This window comes from Bartonella sp. MU70NMGDW (genome assembly GCF_042194085.1).
GTDB lineage: Bacteria > Pseudomonadota > Alphaproteobacteria > Rhizobiales > Rhizobiaceae > Bartonella > Bartonella grahamii.
Genome location: NZ_JBHIMK010000002.1, coordinates 18,845 through 36,455 on the forward strand (window position 1 = coordinate 18,845; position 17,611 = coordinate 36,455).

At 36.9% G+C, this 17,611-nt stretch carries 8 protein-coding genes and 2 pseudogenes; 5 read left to right on the top strand and 5 right to left on the bottom strand.

The window, feature by feature from the left end; all coding sequences use genetic code 11:
* A pseudogene (locus ACFIKE_RS00385) lies at positions 1–462 on the top strand (Bcr/CflA family drug resistance efflux transporter); the annotation flags it as partial.
* A 341-nt stretch (positions 463–803) separates the two neighbouring features.
* Here ACFIKE_RS00385 and parC read toward each other — a convergent pair.
* Together parC and aspS are read right to left on the bottom strand one after the other, a co-directional pair.
* The gene (gene parC, locus ACFIKE_RS00390) at positions 804–3,053 is read right to left on the bottom strand and encodes a DNA topoisomerase IV subunit A (protein WP_375648127.1); all 2,250 of its coding nucleotides are present in this window, start codon (positions 3,051–3,053) and stop codon (positions 804–806) included.
* Between the two features lie 781 nt (positions 3,054–3,834).
* Entirely contained in the window at positions 3,835–5,628 is a 1,794-nt protein-coding gene (gene aspS / locus ACFIKE_RS00395) for an aspartate--tRNA ligase (protein ID WP_375626906.1), read from the bottom strand.
* Between the two features lie 131 nt (positions 5,629–5,759).
* Here aspS and rnd point away from each other — a divergent pair, with 131 nt between their 5' ends.
* The gene (rnd, locus tag ACFIKE_RS00400) at positions 5,760–6,914 is read left to right on the top strand and encodes a ribonuclease D (protein WP_375648128.1); all 1,155 of its coding nucleotides are present in this window, start codon (positions 5,760–5,762) and stop codon (positions 6,912–6,914) included.
* Positions 6,915–7,554: 640 nt separating this feature from the next.
* Positions 7,555–7,741: pseudogene (locus ACFIKE_RS00405) on the top strand (helix-turn-helix transcriptional regulator).
* A gap of 272 nt (positions 7,742–8,013) precedes the next feature.
* Here the strand turns inward: ACFIKE_RS00405 and ppx are convergent.
* Together ppx and ACFIKE_RS00415 are read right to left on the bottom strand one after the other, a co-directional pair.
* A complete protein-coding gene (gene ppx / locus ACFIKE_RS00410; RefSeq protein ID WP_375648129.1) occupies positions 8,014–9,531 on the bottom strand; it encodes an exopolyphosphatase in 1,518 nt (505 codons plus the stop codon).
* Between the two features lie 6 nt (positions 9,532–9,537).
* Positions 9,538–11,718 carry an RNA degradosome polyphosphate kinase gene (locus tag ACFIKE_RS00415; protein WP_375648130.1) on the bottom strand — a complete coding sequence of 727 codons (2,181 nt, stop codon included), beginning with the start codon at positions 11,716–11,718 and terminating at the stop codon, positions 9,538–9,540.
* A gap of 326 nt (positions 11,719–12,044) precedes the next feature.
* Between ACFIKE_RS00415 and ACFIKE_RS00420 the strand changes: the two genes are divergently transcribed.
* On the top strand, positions 12,045–12,293 hold the full coding sequence (locus ACFIKE_RS00420; RefSeq protein ID WP_375623967.1) for a zinc-finger domain-containing protein: 249 nt from the start codon (positions 12,045–12,047) through the stop codon (positions 12,291–12,293).
* Positions 12,294–12,342: 49 nt separating this feature from the next.
* Positions 12,343–13,590 (top strand): FAD-binding protein, encoded by a 1,248-nt coding sequence (locus ACFIKE_RS00425; protein WP_375648131.1) that lies wholly within the window; start codon positions 12,343–12,345, stop codon positions 13,588–13,590.
* A 190-nt stretch (positions 13,591–13,780) separates the two neighbouring features.
* Here ACFIKE_RS00425 and dnaE read toward each other — a convergent pair whose 3' ends face one another.
* The gene (gene dnaE, locus ACFIKE_RS00430) at positions 13,781–17,269 is read right to left on the bottom strand and encodes a DNA polymerase III subunit alpha (RefSeq protein WP_375648132.1); all 3,489 of its coding nucleotides are present in this window, start codon (positions 17,267–17,269) and stop codon (positions 13,781–13,783) included.
* Positions 17,270–17,611 lie beyond the last annotated feature (342 nt).

Consider the following 17,611-nt stretch of genomic DNA (forward strand, 5'->3'; position numbering starts at 1 on the left):
GCAGTTGGTGCTGCATTTCAAGCTCTATCATCTTTCTTTAACTCTCAACTCGTTGGACGCCTTGGAATGCGGCGTATCGCTCACGCGATGCTTTTACTTTTTTGTATCACTTCATGTGTATGGTTTGTTGGCTCTATCTTAACAGATGGTATTCTTCCTTTTGCTTTTTACATGCTGTTATTCTGTATACTGATGTTTGCCTGCGGTGGTATTATGGCAAACTTCAATACACTCGCTCTTGAACCTGTAGGAGAAATAGCTGGGACCGCGTCGTCTATATCTGGTTTTCTGCAAACATCTATTGGCACAGGTCTCAGTTTTTTTATTGCTCAACAATTTAATGAGACGACCATCCCTAATTCGGCAGGATTTTTCTTTCTTAGTCTGATTGCCATACTCCTCGTCTTATGGGCGGAACGTGGACATCTTTTTAGGCAATATCATAGCAATCCTAACGAATAAATATCCCTTACGAAAAATTAATAACATCTCTCTTGAACAATAAGGAGATAAACCTATCAGACAAATAAAACATCTCCAAATAGAACACTCTTGTGTTAAACATTCACATTGTTTGTTTAAGGGTACAGCTCTCAAAATATCAAATCATTTCACGACAGCACCCATAAATGCTGTAATGTTTAAAAAACAGTTTTGATTGATTTAACCTAAACAAGATCAAAATAGAAAAAACCTCACGCTTTAGATTTTTCTTTCAATATAAAAATAATAAATTATCCTTATAAATTAATATCTTACACAATCATAAAACCATAGGGAATTTTCCCATTTATAAAATACATTTAATTAATAAATTTTCCTGATTTTGGAAATCCTTTTGGAACCAAACGCCCGACACCCGCACGCGTTCCCATCCATTCAAAGAGATCGTCCGCCTGGCGGTTAAAGATTCGTTCAGCTGTATCTTGCCAACTTAAGCCTTCTGATAAATTAAAAGTCTTGGCATCAACAACACCACCTTCTTTATAACGCTGTAAACGAACACCTTTACCGCGATTCATTTCTGGTATTTGTTCAATAGAAAAAATAAGCATTTTACGGTTTTCACCGACTACAGCAACATGATCACCATTTACCGGAACACAAAGCTTTACCTTATCAGGAGCTTTCACATTCATCACTTGCTTTCCTTTTCGTGTATTGGCGATCACTTCTGCAGAAGAAACAATAAAACCATTACCGTGAGATGAAACCAAGAGCAATTTTTCCTCGGCGTGATGCACAAAAGCTGTGAGAACATCGTGCTCATCATCCATATCAACTAAAAGACGAATAGGTTCACCATGTCCCCGCCCTCCAGGTAAACTATTTGCACCAATAGCAAAAAACTTTCCACCCGTACTGATCAGCACAATCTTGTCGGTTGTAAATGCTGGAAATGCTAACTTTAAACTGTCTCCTTCTTTAAAAGAAAGCGCTTTATAATCGGTCAAATGTCCCTTCAAAGCACGCATCCACCCCTTTTCAGAAATAACAATAGTAATCGGTTCTTTTTCGATCATTGCTTGTTGAATATCATCAAGATCATGTCTTGGTGCCTCTTCAAACGTCGTACGTCTTTTCCCTAAGAATGTTTCAGGACCAAAAGTGTTTCGAACTTTTTTGATTTCTTCTGAAATTATTTTCCACTGTTTTATAGGAGAAGCTAATAAATTCTGTAGTTTTTCTTTTTCAGCTTTCAAACTTTCAAATTCTTTACGAATTTCAAATTCCTCAAGTTTACGCAAAGAACGCAAGCGCATATTAAGAATAGCTTCAGCTTGATTTTCTGTTAATTCAAACCGATTAATCAGCTTCTTTTTCGGTTCATCCTCTTCACGAATAATCTGAATGACCTCATCGAGATTTAAATAGGCAATAAGATATCCATGAAGAATTTCCAATCGGCTATCAATTTGATCAAGCCGATAATGAGAGCGACGAATAAGCACTTCTTGACGATGTTCAAGCCATTGCTGCAAACTTTCTCGCAAAGAAAGAACATTGGGTATTTTTCCCAAAGACAAAACATTCAGATTAAGGGGAAATCTTACTTCAAAGTCAGTCAATTTAAAAAGAGACTCCATAAGGAGCTCCGGATCAACCGACCGATTTTTAGGAACCAGCACGATTCTGATATCTTCTGCTGATTCATCTTGGATATCCTCAAGCATTGGCAATCGGCGTGCAAGCAATAACTCTGCTGTTTTTTCAATAAGACGTGACTTTTGAATCTGATAGGGAATTTCAGTCACAACAATCACATAAGAACCACGGCTACTAGGTTCCTGATGCCAACGTGAACGCAAGCGAAAGAATCCACGCCCAACACGATAGGATTCCTCAATACTTTTTTTAGGTTCAACTAAAATTCCCCCCGTCGGGAAATCAGGACCAAGAACGAATTGATTTAATTCCTCATCATTTACATCGGGATGCGCAATCAAATGGAGCGCTGCATCACAAAGCTCAGCAACATTATGGGGTGGAATAGATGTTGCCATACCAACAGCAATACCAGAAGAACCATTTGCTAAAAGATTAGGGAAAGCTCCTGGTAAAACAACAGGCTCTTCATCTTCTTCATTATAGGTTAAACGAAAATCAATAGCATTCTCATTAATTCCTTCAAGTAACAATGCAGCCACTTCAGTCATACGTGCTTCCGTATAACGCATGGCAGCAGCATTATCACCATCAATATTACCAAAATTGCCTTGCCCATCAACCAATGGATAACGAACAGCAAAACTTTGAGCCAAGCGCACCAAAGCATCATAAATAGACGCATCCCCATGAGGATGAAATTTTCCCATGACATCACCGACAATCCGCGCACATTTCGCATAAGACTGTCCAGGATTTAGTTTGAGAAGACGCATCGCATGAACAATCCGCCGGTGGACAGGCTTCAATCCATCACGTACATCAGGCAATGCACGGTGTGTAATCGTAGAAAGTGCATAAGCCAAATAACGTTCCTGTAAAGCAGAGCGTAATTCTATTGGTTCAATGTGTTCTTTATCAAAAGGTAAATTCATTTTATCAGACATAGTATTAAAACAACAATTCCCACAATAATAAGAAATTATTTTATAGGATTTATTTAATGAAATCTTCTATGAGTCGACTTTTTTATTAAAAGTCAATTACATAAAAACAAACGCTGCGATTAGAACATGAACAGAAAATTATATCAATTTGAAAAATTTATACATGTCCTTCCCCCCTTGTTCTAAGTAATTTATTGAAAGCTTTGTCAAATCCGATAATAATTTAACTGCTCACAAAGAGTTATTTCATTCTTTTTGGAATGACAAAAGCACCTTTCAAACATCATCTTTTATTATAAAGATAAATTGTATAACAACCCCATTCAGTTTTTCCATGAAAAACTAAAAAAATATTCAAAGCTTATAAAATTTAAACTTTTCAGAGTAAGTCCATAGAATAGAAAACCGCATTATTCTCATAAAAACGAAGAAACACAATTCTCTGCTACAACATTGTAAAAACTTCAATAAAAAATAAATAATATATTGTCGTATAAAGATAATTCATTTTTTTTCAACTAAAATGAGACTTCCAAATATTACAGAATTCTCTCATTTCTAATGTATTCATGATAAAACAATCACAATCATTTCCTCACCTATCACAAAGGAAACAGCCACTATAAAAACAAGGAATAAAAATGCCTCGTAAAGAATCAACACAATGGCGTTTTTGTCTATCTAAATTTCACAAACAGCATACACACACACACATGATGCTCTTGAGAGGCATCAAAACTTCACTCTACGTAGAAAAGATGAAAACAATCCATAATCAATTTTATGAGCTATTTTTGTGAGTAGGAGCCATACGGATTCCTAAATCACGTAATTGTGTAGGAGAAACATCAGACGGAGCACTCATCAAAAGATCAAGTGCCTGTTGATTCATAGGAAATAAAGCAACTTCACGCAAATTTTTAACACCCTGCAACAGCATAATGATGCGGTCAATTCCCGCAGCCATGCCACCATGTGGCGGAGCCCCATAATGGAATGCACGATAAAGACCACCGAAACGATCTTTCACAACTTCCTTAGAAAGTCCTACAAGTTCAAAAACTTTAAGCATCATTTCTGGTAAGTGATTACGAATTCCACCTGATGCAATTTCATAACCATTGCAAACAAGATCATATTGAAAAGCTTTAAGAGTAAGAGGATCTTGGGTCTCAAGAGCATTTTCTCCCCCTTGAGGCATGGAAAAAGGATTATGTCCAAAATCAATCTTTTTTTCATCTTCATTCCATTCAAAAAATGGAAAATCAACAATCCACGCCAAAGAGAAACTCTCTCTATCGAGAAGATCTAATTCTTCCCCTACCCGTGTACGAGCTGCTCCAGCAAAAGATGCGAATTTTTTTGGATCTCCAGCCACAAAAAAACAAGCATCACCACTTTCAAGTCCAAGCTGTATACGGATTGCTTCAGTCCTCTGTTCACCAATATTTTTGGCGATAGGCCCTGCTCCTTCCAATTTTCCTTCTTCTTCACGCCAAAAAATATAACCGAGCCCTGGTTGCCCCTCGCCTTGTGCCCATACATTCATACGATCACAAAAAGCACGACTTCCACCCGTTTTAGCTGGAATAGCCCACACTTGTGCATTCTCATCATTCGCTAAAATTTGAGCAAAGACTTTGAAACCAGAATTATAAAAATGCTGAGAAACATCTTCCATAATGATCGGATTACGTAGATCAGGCTTATCAGAACCATATTTTCGCATTGCTTCATCATAGGAAATGCGAGGAAAGCTTTGTGTCACAGTTTTTCCATCTGCAAATTCTTCAAAAATAGAACGCATAATAGGTTCCATAGTTGCTAAAACATCTTCTTGCTCAACAAAACTCATTTCAACATCTAATTGATAAAATTCACCAGGAAGACGGTCGGCCCTTGGATCTTCATCTCTAAAACATGGAGCAATCTGAAAATAACGATCAAAACCTGACATCATCAACAATTGTTTATATTGCTGTGGTGCTTGCGGTAGTGCATAAAATTTTCCTTGATGAACACGACTTGGGACCAAAAAATCACGTGCTCCTTCCGGTGATGAAGCTGTCAAAAGTGGCGTCGTAAATTCGGTAAAACCATTATTTTGCATAGCCCGTCTCATAGCCGCAATAATTTCAGTCCGACGCATGATATTTTTGTGCATAGTCTCCCGACGCAAATCAAGAAAACGATATTTTAATCGAATATCTTCTGGATAATCAGGCTCACCAAAAACCGGTAAAGGAAGCTCATCAGATTTTGAAAGAATTTCTACCTCTTGTGCAAAAATTTCAATCTCACCTGTTGGAAGCGTTGCATTAATAACCTCATCGGAACGTGCACATACCTCTCCATCCACACGAATAACCCATTCAGAACGCACTTTTTCAATAACTTTAAAAGCCGGCGAAGCAGGGTCAGCAACAATTTGTGTGATTCCAAAATGATCACGTAAATCCACAAAAAGAATTCCGCCATGATCACGAACACGATGAACCCACCCCGAAAGACGGACTTGTGCTCCTACATCACATTTACGAAGAGCCGCACAATGATGACTGCGATAACGGTGCATATTTTTGCCTTTGATTATAATATTCATATGCGCTACAAACGCTTTTTAACAACCATTTGTCAAGATATGAAAATAAAAACTCAAAAATAAAGTCAATAAAGGACAAATTTAATTTATCGAATTATAATAAAATGATGAATCTTATTACACAAACAACCGATCTTGAAATTGCACTTAACGCTCTACGTACCTCTGATTTTGTAACAGTCGATACTGAATTTATCCGCGAAACAACTTTTTGGCCTCAACTGTGTTTAATCCAGCTCGCATCACCAGATATCACAGTTTTGATTGATCCCATAGCACCGGATATTGATTTACAACCTTTTTTTGACCTTATGATAGATAAAAAAGTTGTAAAAGTTTTTCATGCTGCGCGCCAAGATATTGAAACAATTTATCATCTTGGAGGTGTTATTCCTTCCCCTCTCTTTGATACGCAAATAGCAGGATCAATTTGTGGATTTGGTGATTCTATCTCCTATGATCAAATTGTACAACGCTGCACGGGGCATCATCTTGATAAATCCTCCCGCTTTACAGACTGGAGTTACCGCCCTTTGTCTGAAAAACAACTGCTCTATGCACTTGCCGATGTAACCTACTTAAGAGACGTTTACCTATTATTGAAAAAAAGGTTAGAAAAAAATCAACGTGCTCACTGGATGGACGATGAAATAACAATCCTTTTAAATCCTAAGACCTATGATATGCCAGAAGATGAAGCATGGAAAAAAGTGAAAGGAAAAATTAAAAAGCCACGTGAACTTGCTGTATTACAAAAGATAGCAGCTTGGCGGGAACGTGAAGCACGAAAATACAATATGCCACGTCGTCATATCATAAAAGATGAATGTCTTATAGAAATAGCAACCCAACAACCAAAAGATGAATCTGCATTAAAACGGTTGCGCAGTCTTAATAAGAACTGGGATAAACTCTCAATTGCTCAATCATTAATCAAAGCTGTCCATGAAGGCTTAGAGGTGGATCTTTCTACTTTACCCCCCATTCCTAAACATAATCCACTCAATGATACGACAGCCGCTGTTATCGATCTACTCAAAGTGTTATTAAAAATTGTTGCAAATGAAAACAGCATTGCCCCTAAAATTATTGCAACATCTAATGATTTAGAAAAAATTGCCAATGGAGGAATAAAGAAAAATATTCCCGCTATGAATGGCTGGCGCTATGAAATATTTGGTCAAAAAGCCGAACAACTGCTAAAGGGACAGATAGGGTTTTACTTTAACGATGGAAAAATAAGCACAAAACAGCTTTAATTTACATTTTCATTTTGAAAAATCCATTACGCTACTCATTATCTACATCAATTGGTATGCCCTATAGACCAACGCAAACAGGATAAATAAAGCCTACTTCTGACAAAGTTAAAAATTAAATAGTGAACTCTTATTAAAAATGACAGCTAAATCTTTACCCAGTCAATCAAATAGCAATCCTATTAAAAATAATCTAAAAAAAACAGACAGCTCCTTATTTAAAAGTTTTGAAAAGAAAAAGTTCTGATAATAAAAGCGCACTCATTAAAAAAATAGCAGCCTAGCAATAGGAACAAACAAAGATATAATATCTTACGTCCCCATATCGTATTAAAAAACTACCGAGATTGCAATATAACAATCAAAAACCAGCCAGCATAACAACTAAAACACCTAACAAAGACAACATACTGATTTATAAAGATAATCTAGCGTTATTTATATTAAATTAGACCCCCGAATATCATAAGATTCTCTCATTCCATCTCAATAAGACTCATAAAGTTTTACATAAGAAATTATATGATAAAGCGCTGTTTTTTTTATAGATTAAACGCTTTTCAAAAAATCATGGTTAATAAATAGTTATGATTTATTTCTATTTTTTATAGTGAAAGGATTTTATAATGACTGAAATGATATTCTTTTGACAGACCGTGAAAGTGCAAAACTGCTTCATATGAGTATTTCAACATTCCGGTGTCATGTAACCAATGGATCTCTCCCAAAACCTTTAAAAGTTTGTTTTTTTATCGCGTTGGTTACAATCGAATCTTATCAATATAATCGAGCAAGCTAAACAGAAACGTTATAACGACGCAGCATAAAAAGAAAACCTTTTCAGGTAAAAATGGACAAGGCTTTCATTTTCACATGAAGCTTATGAAGTGAAAAATCCATCTTGTGACGCAAATAACAGAATAAAAAATTATGTTTTATTTTATGAATGCTCAGAGCATTACCAATGCCTTGCGTGGTGTCTGGTATGAAAGTTATGGAACAAGTCCTATTGTCCAGCTCATGATGATAGGTTAGCTAGTTTATCCCTCGTCAATAGCCCTATTATAAGACATAAAACACGAATAAATTAGGAAAAAAATCAAAAAATTTCAAAAGCGAGAGGTTGTTTTATTATTTTTGATAACGTCTGTAATCGTCCAAGAGGACGTTCTCCTAATAACCCAGCGTAATTCTTTGGGATCTGCAGGATAATATGATCTGCTTTTTTATGCCACAATAAATGAGGTAAAATTCCTGCAACAGAAGCACTAAAAAGATGAGCAATACGCATAGTTTCGCCAAGAATACGTGCTTTCTCAATTATATTTTGAGTTGCTAATTGAAAAATGGGAAGAGATTCTTTATCAACCAATAAACTCGTATTGCGAAAAAAAACAGCAAGCGCCGCATAAAGGCGCCCTTCATGGGAAATTCCTGGATAAGATCCTAAAGCTATTTGATTTGCTGCTTCATTACCTCTATAATCTGGATGTATACGCCAACCAATATCCGCAAGAAGACAAGCAGCTTGACGATAACGACATTCATTTTCAGTTTCTGAAATTCCAAAAACTTCAAAAGCATTCGTCGTAAAATCAATGAGTTCTTCTGCTTGTTTTGGTGAACGTGCCCGTAAAATGGCCATTTCTGTGCATGCTGCAATGAGAGGATCTGACAGCTGAATCGCCTGCGGCAATCGTGAATAAAGAAAACCTTCACGAACTCCAGCACCTGAAAAAATTATCTTTTCAAACTGCATACACTGAATGAGTTCAATAAGAACTATTGCCCCATAAGATAAAAGTTTCCGACGATTCTGAGAAATCGCTGCAATCCCTCTCAAATCATCAATATTGCCACGTGCTACAAGACGTAAAAAGTTCTCCATTTCAACGGCTTCAACTTCATAGCCATGCATAACAGGGAGCCGATAGTGTTTCATTGCCATATGGAGTTTTGCCAAATTACGCCATGTCCCCCCTACTGCATAAAAATAACGTGCTGTACCTTTACGAGTACGAACAACAGACGATTTATAAAATTGCTCATGTACAATTTTTGTAGCTACAGCACTATCATTATTTGACATATACTGTAACCTTAAACCACCCAATGGGAGAGTTATCCCTTCACCAACATCAGAATGATCAATATCAATCAGCTCAAGACTTCCACCACCAAGATCTCCAGAAATACCTTTTGGTTGATAAAAAGTAGAAACAACTCCATATGCTGAATACATAGCTTCTTCACTTCCTGAAAGAAGATATATTTTATTTTGCAAAATATCTTCAGCATGCTGAATAAATGCTACGCCATTCTTTGCATCTCGTGCTGCTGCTGTTGCTAAAGTATAGACCTCATCTGCCCCAATCTGTCGACAAAGCGTACGAAACCGTTTCAGTGTTTGCAATGCCATTTTCATCGATTGTTCTTCTAAAAATCCCGTTTTTGCCACACCATGACCGAGACCACAAAGAATCTTTTCATTAAATAAAACTGTTGGTGAGCGAACAAGCCCCTCATAAATAACCAACCGAACAGAATTTGAGCCAATGTCAATAACAGCAACAGGCTTACACCCTTTTAACCGACCTTGAGCATCTCTATATGTCATTGGATTTTAGTCTTTATGTATTTCGGCTTGTTGCCGATGCAACGCAACCAAGCGCGAAACAGAAGACTCAAAAGACTCATTTTCCCCTGCAAAACTTGTACTGGCCATAAAATACTCCTGCGCATTAAATAGACTTTCACCTATCTGCGGCGTAATACGTTTTGATGTTCCATCCTTAAGTATATCAAAGCTTTGCTGATTATCAATAATATTAGCCAACATAATCTGTAAAAGAATTTTTTGACGCACTATTTTATTAAAAACTGGAACCAATATTTCAATACGATAGTCCAGATTACGAGGCATCATATCAGCAGAGCCTAAGTAAACAAGTGCATTTTCATTAGGCAAATCTTGACCATTCCCAAAACAAAAAATGCGACTATGTTCAAGAAAACGCCCGACAATTGATTTTACACGAATATTATCCGAAATTCCTAGAATACGAGGACGTAAACAACATATCCCCCGCACAACCAAATCAATTCGCACCCCTGCTTGACTGGCACGATATAAAGCATCAATAATTTCAGGATCAACCAATGCATTAACTTTCATCCAAATAGCAGCAAACCTTCCCTGTTGTGCATGAACAATTTCTCCCTCAATATGCTCTAAGATACGACCACGCAATGTTAAGGGTGAAAAAGCAATCTTCATTGTTTCATTTGGACGCTCATATTGCGCAATATAATTGAACAATAACGCAACATCATGAGCGATATCATCATCCGTGGAAAAAAAAGAAAGATCGGTATAAGTTTTAGCGTTAATGGGATGATAATTTCCTGTTCCAAGATGAACATAAGAGCAAAGACGTTTTCCCTCACGTCTCACAACCAATGACATCTTAGCATGAGTTTTTAATGCAATAAAACCAAAAATAACTTGAACCCCAGCACATTCAAGATCCCGCGCCCAACGAATATTTGCTTCCTCATCAAAACGTGCTTTAAGTTCTACCAAAGCAGTCACAGACTTTCCCTGTTCAGCTGCTTCAATCAAAGCGCTAACAATTGGGCTATCATTTGATGTACGATAAAGTGTTTGTTTGATTTCCACAACATCAGGATCGCAAGCAGCTTGACGTAAAAATTGGACAACAACATCAAATGTCTCATAGGGGTGATGAATCACAATATCATTTTCACGAATAGCCGCAAAACAATCCCCTTTATGTTCACGAATACATTCTGGAACACGAGAAATATAAGGAATAAATTTGAGATCATCACGAGGAATAGAAACAATTTCTGATACCGTATTAAGCGCTAAAAATCCATCAAGAACATTAATACAATTATCAGGGACAGCGAGACTATTCGCTATAAATTGGCGTAAACTCTCTGGCATTCTTGCGTCAAACTCAACTCGAATAACCTGCCCACGGCGCCGCCTTTTGAGAGCAGTTTCAAAAAAATGAACAAGATCCTCAGCTTCTTCTTCTACCTCAATATCACTATCTCGGATTACTCTAAATATACCAATTCCTGTAACCTCATAGTTAGGAAATACATGTTTAATAAAAAGGCAAATAACATCTTCAGATGCAATAAAACGAAAATGATTACCCTCTTGAGGAAGAAGAATAAAACGCCTCAAAAGCATTGAAATAGACAACAACACTATGTGAGAGTTCTGATCAGTTTCTCCAGACAATTGAAGCGCAATAGAAAGCCCTAAATTAGGAATAAATGGAAAAGGATGAGTAGAATCAACAGGCAAAGGTTTTAAAACAGGAAAAATTGTCTCAAGAAAATATTTTTCAAGCCATGATTTTTCAATTTCTGAAAGATCATCAGAACAAATAATTTCAATATCATTCTTTTTTAATTCATTACGTAAAACATTCAATTCTCGTAGTTGGTGAGCCTGCAGCTTTGAAATTTCAGCTAATACAATATCAAGTTGTTCCTGTGGAGTGTGCCCATCTGCACTGCACGCTGTAATGCGAGAACGAATTTGAGCTGCTAATCCTGCAACACGAACCATAAAAAACTCATCAAGATTTGCAGCTGAAATAGAAAGAAATTGTAGACGTTCTAATAAAGGATGTCTCGCATTAGCCGCTTCCATCAAAACACGATTATTAAATTGTAGCCATGAAAACTCTCGATTAATAAACCGTACCGGATTTTTCATTGTTATATTCGATATAGAAATTTTATCTACCACCCTCTGTTCCATATATCCTAAATAATTTTCTTTTATATTTTCTAAAATCCTTGACGAAATATCTCACATAACATTTGATAACATGTTATCATCATAATAATATATCAATGCCTAACTTTCCTTATCATTTTTCCATTTAATATTTAAAAATACTTGGAACTATCTTCTATGCGCAAAGCACTAAAAGTAAGACAATTATTATAATATAGCATAAAATAGGAGAAATTTGTCTTAAAAAGCAGCTTGCATTATCATAAGCTTTATTACAAACTCACGCCTATAAAATAGAAGAGCCCAATCATAGCTGATGAGACAATTTATTCTGGAGTTTGTACCCCATGGCTGATCACAATATTCCTCATTTCCAAAATGACCTTGGATATAAAACAATCGAAATTGGTGTGAAAGAATTTATGTGTGTAGGCGCTACACAACCATTCGATCATCCTCATATCTTTATCGACATGGGAGCAGCAGATGAGAAAATTTGCCCTTACTGCTCAACCCTTTATCGTTATGTTCCCTCGCTATCATACGATCAAACAAACCCAACAGGATGCTTATATCATCCAGAAAAGCTATTATAATCGCGTTTTTTGGCTTTCTTAATAACCACTCTTTTAATTCTGCTTTAATATGAAATCGTTTGTGGAACAATCACCCATCATTGTTGGAGGAGGAATTGCTGGTTTAAGCACCGCTTTAGCACTCGCTCATAAAGGAATTGCAAGCACCATTATCGAAAAGTGCAAACAACTTGAAACGATAGGCGCTGGTATTCAACTGACACCAAATGCAACATCTATTCTTGCTCGCTGGGAACTTCTTAATAAACTCGCTGAAGTCGCGACAATCCCACATTTTCTTGAGTTAAAAAATGGACTATCATTAAAAATACATCTACGGGCTCATCTTATTAATCTAACAGAAAAATATTGGAAAGCCCCTTATATGACGATTCACCGCGCGGCTTTACAAAAAATTTTATATAATGCAGTGATTGAAAATCCTTTGATCAAATACAAAGCAGGCGAAACGATTGTATCTTCTACCCAATCTGCAAGCAACATTAAAATCACAACAATAAAAACAGATACGGCAACAGAACAGCTTCATTCAACGCCCCTCCTGATCGGATGTGATGGCGTTTGGTCAACATTACGGCAACAATCTCCTTTTCATGAAAGAGCAAATTTTAGTGGCTTTATTGCTTGGCGTGCAACAACAACATTTGATAATCTTCCTCAAAACTTTCGTTCTTCATTGCAAAATATGAAGACAATTACGGCTTGGATGGGACCAAAAAATCATCTTGTTGTCTATCCCATTCAATCGTCAGAAAAAATTTTTAATTTTGTCGCCATCACAAATGGAGAAAATTCAAAAGAAGGATGGGCTCATAAAGGAGATAAAGAAAAACTCAAATCTCTTTTTAGAGATTGGAATTCAAAAATCTTACAAATCTTTGATCATATTGATGAATGGAGCTATTGGCCACTCTTTCAAATGAAACAAAATCGTTTTATCGGTTTAGAGAGACAAGTATTTGTTGGCGATTGCGCACATGCTGCCTTACCTTTTGCAGCACAAGGTGCCGCTATGGCAATCGAAGATGCTGCCACATTAGCAGAAGCACTTTCATTGCAAGATTTTTCATTAACGAAAGCACTTTCGCTTTACGAAACAACACGCACCCCCCGTATTGCAGCAGTAAAAAAACGCGGAGATTTCAATAGATTAGCCTATCACGCAACCGGTCCCATAGCAATTGCACGCAATCTCATGATGAAAATTCGTACACCAGAGAGCATTATGTCAGATCTCAATTGGCTTTACATGTATGATGCAATGAATTCCATAAAAAATAATGATAAAAACTTATAAAATTTTTCCAGTACTTTGAATATTACGAAAGAACGAGATTTTTTGACTCTATGACACTAAAACCCATCATAATTTACTCAAATAAAAGCAAAATTTTTCGAAACCTACAATCCGACTTTAAAAGCTCAATTTTTAGCTCTCCTAAAAGCAAAAACACCACTCAAAATCAGCTCCCATCTTTAATCTTTCTTTAACTCAGTTCTACATCAACAACACCCTGAATTAATTTCATCGCATTTGCGACATGTGAATTTACCTTATATCGCTTAGGAAGCGCAATTTCGACTTCTCGCAATCCATCCTCTTGAATTAAAATAAGCCCAACCTCTCCATTTCCCCCAAGATTTAAATTTTGTTCAATTTGTGGAAGCATATCAACTGTTTTTATAAAAAGACGCATCATTTTATGCTGTTGTAATGATTCATTTTCCAAAGACTGAATTGTTTCAATTCGCAAACTAACTCCTTCAGAACGATTTTCTGCGCTTACCGTAATAATAAAAGATTTTCCGGGTTCTAGCATCTCTTCATAATCCGATAGTGCCTCAGAAAAGAGAACTGCTTCATATTGTCCACTTGTATCAGAAAAATGAATAATTCCCATTTTTTTACCAGATTTTGTTTTACGCACGTTTTTTGCCACAACAGTTCCAGCAAGCCGTGCAGCCGTTGCTCCCCCTTTAACGGCATTGGCAAAATTACCCCAAGTCTGAATACGTTTTTTGTCCAGAATAGCTTGATACTCCTCCAAAGGATGCGCAGAAAAGTAAAAACCTATAGCTTGAAATTCTCGATAAAGTTTCTCAGCCGGCAACCAAGGGGTTGTTTGCGATAAAATCAATGGTTCTTTTAATCCGCCTGCCATTCCAAATATATCAACCTGCCCGCTAGAATTGTCATCGAGAATACGAAGTGCACGCGCATGAAGGGTTCCAAGATTGGCTAATAAAACCTCACGTGCAATGTTAAAACAATCAAAAGCACCAGCACAAACTAAACTTTCCATCGCACGCTTATTAACAATACGAGGATCAATACGCGCACAAAAATCTTCCAAATCCTTAAAAATCTTATTCCCACGACAAGTAACAATATGATCCACAACAGTTTCTCCCACACCTTTAATGGCAGCAAGAGAATAATAAATACAGTTATCACCAACCTCAAAAACACGATGAGATGTTTGTATAGAAGGTGCAATAACTTCAATACCCAACCTTAATGCTTCACGCCGAAAATCATTGAGCTTATCTGTATTCGTCATATCATATGTCATTGAAGCAGCTAAAAACTCAACGGGATAGTTTGCTTTCATATAAGCTGTTTGGTAAGAAACAATTGCATAAGCAGCAGCGTGCGATTTATTAAAACCATAATCGGCAAATTTTGCTAAAAGATCAAAGATAATATCAGCTTGATCTTTATCCACACCACCTGCAACAGCTCCATTAACAAAACGCGTACGCTGTTTTTGCATTTCAGCATGAATTTTTTTCCCCATAGCACGACGTAATAAATCAGCTTCTCCAAGCGAATAGCCAGCAAGCACCTGAGCAATCTGCATCACCTGTTCTTGATAGACAATAACACCTTGTGTTTCTTTGATCAGATGGTCTATTTTAGGATGAATAGAAGCAATTTCCTCTTCCCCATGTTTGCGTGCATTATAGGTTGGAATATTCTCCATTGGACCTGGACGATAAAGTGCGACCAGCGCAATAATATCTTCAATACGGTCTGGCTTCATTCCAATCAACGCCTTGCGCATACCAGAACTTTCCACCTGAAACACACCAACCGTTTCACCACGTGCCATCATAGCGTAGGTTGTTTCATCATTCAGAGGAATATTTGATAAATCTATTTTAATCCCCTTTCTGGCAACAAAATCGACTGCCATTTTCAAAACAGTAAGCGTTTTTAATCCAAGAAAATCAAATTTTACCAGCCCCGCCTGTTCAACATATTTCATGTTAAATTGTGTAACAGGCATATCAGAACGAGGATCACGATACATCGGGACAAGCTCCCAAAGCGGACGATCTCCGATAACAATCCCAGCAGCATGAGTTGAAGCATGACGATAAAGTCCCTCCAACTGAAGTGCTATATCTAATGCGCGTCCAACAACGGGATCTTTTTTCTTTTCCTCTTCAAATTTAGGTTCATCCTTAATAGCATCAGCCAATTCTACCTGACTTCCTGGCGTAGCAGGAATTAATTTTGTAAGATAATCCACCTGACGATAAGGAACTTCTAAAACACGCCCCACATCACGCAAAACCGCACGTGCCTGTAACTTACCAAAGGTAATAATTTGAGCAACTTGATCACGTCCATATTTTTTTTGAACATATTGAATAACTTCTTCGCGCCGCTCTTGACAAAAATCGATATCAAAATCTGGCATCGAAACACGATCTGGGTTGAGAAAACGTTCAAAGAGAAGAGAAAAACGCAATGGATCAACATCAGTTATCGTCAATGCATAAGCAACAAGTGAACCAGCACCAGAACCCCGTCCTGGTCCAACGGGAATATCATGAACCTTTGCCCATTTTATGAAATCTGAAACGATAAGAAAATATCCCGAAAATTGCATACGCGTAATAACTGAAATTTCATAATCAAGCCGCTGCTCATAATCTGCAATCGTATACCCTTCAGCCAATCCAATTGTTTCAAGCCGCATCTTCAAACCAGCTTTAGCCTGATTTAACAACTCACTATCTTCTACTTCTAAAGTAGCTTCTGAATTAGCAGATTGTTCTATAAAACGAGGCAATATCGGTTTTCGAAGAGGTGTGGCAATATGGCAACGCAATGCAATTTCAACACTATTTTCTAAAGCTTCTGGAAGATCCGAAAACAGTGTAACCATTTCATCTTGTGACTTCAAATAATGATCTGGCGTCACACGTTTGCGATCTGGATTAGAGACTATTTGCCCTTCTGAAACAGCCATCAGCGCATCATGCGCTTCATACCCTTCTCTCTTCAGAAAAAAGGCTTCATTTGTTGCAACAAGAGGAATTTCATGCGCATAAGCCAATTCAATAAGATCAGCCTCTACTCTCCGATCATAAGAGCCATGCCGTTGTAATTCCACATAAAGACGATCAGCAAAAGATTTTTTCAAATAAATCAAGCGCTCAACAGCATGTTCTTTTTTCTCTTCCGCCAAAGAAAGATTAATAGGTCCTCCCTTACCTCCCGTTAAAGCAATTATTCCTTCACTGTGTGCCGACAACCAATTAGCTTTAATATGAGGAGGATCAGTATCACATTTATCAAGATAAGCACGGCTGACAAGACGAACCAAATGAGCATAACCGGTTTCGCTAGCAGCCAAAAGAACAATAGAGCAAAAATTAGCAGAATTACGCCATTTAGCCAAACCTGAATGATCATTTTCATCACAAAAATCAACACTAAGCTGACAACCAATAATAGGTTGGACCCCATGAGAAAGACAATGCTGTGAAAATTCCAAAGCACCAAATAAATTATTGGTATCGGTAATAGCAACCGCTGGTGCATGATCTGAAATCGCCTGTTGAATAATTTGAGGGATTTTTAAAGCCCCTTCGAGTAAAGAATAAGCTGAATGCACTCTCAAATGAATAAAGCGAGGAAGAGAATTTTTGTTCTCTTGCGTTTTATTTTTATTTTTTACCACTCTCACAATTTCCCACTACAAAATAAATGCCAAACAGCACCCCTTATAAAAGAAAAAAACTCCTGTTTATCATAACTTTAAAGCTATAAGTTCATCATCCTACATAGGAGCAATATCCCAATTTTATTAATATTTATAAGAGAGTTCTATCAAGAAAATGCTTCTATTCACAGCAAATAAACAGCTAAAATAAAAAGAAAAACAATACACCTCATCTAAGCACTTTAATTTTTACACCCTTTTATTGTATTTATCTTTAAATATTAATTTTTCTTCCTAAAATTCAATATGTAAATAATATGTAAATAAAGCAACCTCCTCTTTATGACTTTATCCCCAAAA